Genomic DNA, 1,778 nt, shown 5'->3' on the forward strand with positions numbered 1-1,778 from the left:
GGGTCCACAGTTTTAATGCCAACAGAATTTCCTGTCCCACTGAAGCTGCCGTAAGTGGTGAACAGAAAAGCCGCTGCCCGCCGCACATCAAAAAGTTTTGCGTTGCCATCCAGGATCGTGAGCAGTTCTCGGATCTCTTCTTCGGTAAAACAAGTGGACTCCGCTACAACTCGTTTCTCCTCCTCAATATGCCGATAGAAGTCCGGCTCATGAGCGGCCATATCGCGGTAGAAGGCGAAGGGTGTCCTGCCATGCACCGGCAGAAACTTCAGTTCTTTGGCCAGTGAGAACGATTTTTCTTTGACGCAGCAAAACACATTGAACAAATCGTCGTTCAGGTCGTTATAAATGTCCAACCGGCCCTTCTTTGGCTGCAGACCTAAGATGACAGCGCCGCTGCCGCCGAACGCCTCTGTAAACTGTTTCACATGAGGCGGTATCAGCTGGTGGATGTAAGGGACAAGTTTCTCTTTGTTCCCCATCCATGGAAAGAAGGGCTTAGCCATTTTGTTCGCCCTCCTTTTCTCTGTAGCTGTTAAGGCTTCCTCTCATATTACGGATGTCCTCCATTAGACCGTCCGCCATACCCTGGAGAAAATCCATACTGTCACAGAGTTCAGCTGCGGTGGCAGCATAGTAATAACCGTACTGGTCACTGGCAATGGGTTTCTTTTTCTTCCGCAGTCGTTTTACCAACTTTTGAAGGTCCTTGACATGGATGCCCAGCGTCCGAGCCAATTCCCTGCCGCTTTTCCGATTTTCACGGCCATGACAGGAAGTTTTCAAATAGTTCAACAACTTTTCTTCTCGCATAAATGCCTCCCTTTCCGGACACGTTTTACCGAAAAAGGGTGCAAAAAAATAAGGGGCCGTTTTGTCCCTTTCGGAAAAACGGCCCCTTATTTGATTCGAGGTTATTACATGGTCATCTCTGGTTCATGTTCTGGCTGGCTGTATTCGTAAATGATCTCTTGCTCATTCCTGGCTGCATAGCCATGGTCTGTTGTGGACAGACCATATTTTGCCATGTGATGCTGGGCATAGGCCACCGAGTCAAAGCATTGGATGAGCAGCGGATCCTGGCCAAGTACACCCTCCTTTCGGGCCAGGTCCATGCCATACTGGGCAAGATCAACCCCTCGGGGAATAAATTCGTAACAGTGGAGGTTTTGAGCGAGATCCAATGCCAAATCCAGACGGTGACAGTCTTCCAATTCCATCACGCACTGCCATTTTTCCATCCAGTGGGGTTCTCCCTGGCCCTGTTCCGCCCAGACATAGCCGAAGTCAATGGCGTGGCGAACCAATTCTCCTGCGGAGTCATATTGATTGAGAATGTCGGTGATCTGAGGAAGCGCGCAATCCACATCCACCGCCATACACTGATCCAGTGTTTCTGCTTGCAAGGCATCCAGCCCGAGAAGCAGCTCATCCGGGTGGGCGGTATCCATGTATTCGCCTGTGTCGGGGAATCCGATCCAGACACCCTCCATATTGTTCCTGCTTACCAGTTTGACCCGAATTGCATACTCACCGGTGATAAGTCGCGGCTCGTTGGGATTTACCTCCGGCAAGGGACGATCGGGGTTCAGCCGCTCTACATAGTGGTTCTCAACAAAACTGCCTGAACCATGTTCCCGATAGGCTGCCCCAACAATTTCCGGGTCAAGGTAGCCCCGTGCCGCGTGTGTGGGGGTGTGAATATGCTCCATGACGAATCGTCCCAGTAGCACATCGTCCTCTGCTCCATAGAGGAGCTGGTAGTGATCCAATCCCTG

General features: G+C 51.1%; 3 protein-coding genes. All 3 read right to left on the bottom strand.

The window, feature by feature from the left end:
- The coding region (locus tag QZL67_RS06685; protein ID WP_292920031.1) for a DNA adenine methylase at positions 1 to 506 on the bottom strand (506 nt) is incomplete at its 3' end.
- Positions 499 to 813 carry a hypothetical protein gene (locus QZL67_RS06690; RefSeq protein WP_022289971.1) on the bottom strand — a complete coding sequence of 105 codons (315 nt, stop codon included), beginning with the start codon at positions 811 to 813 and terminating at the stop codon, positions 499 to 501. The genes QZL67_RS06685 and QZL67_RS06690, both read right to left, overlap by 8 nt.
- A 104-nt stretch (positions 814 to 917) precedes the next feature.
- Positions 918 to 1,778 (bottom strand): hypothetical protein (locus QZL67_RS06695; protein ID WP_292920033.1); only part of this gene is annotated, 861 nt, incomplete at its 5' end.

It is taken from the genome of Oscillibacter sp. CAG:155 (assembly GCA_000436875.1).
GTDB lineage: Bacteria > Bacillota > Clostridia > Oscillospirales > Oscillospiraceae > Oscillibacter.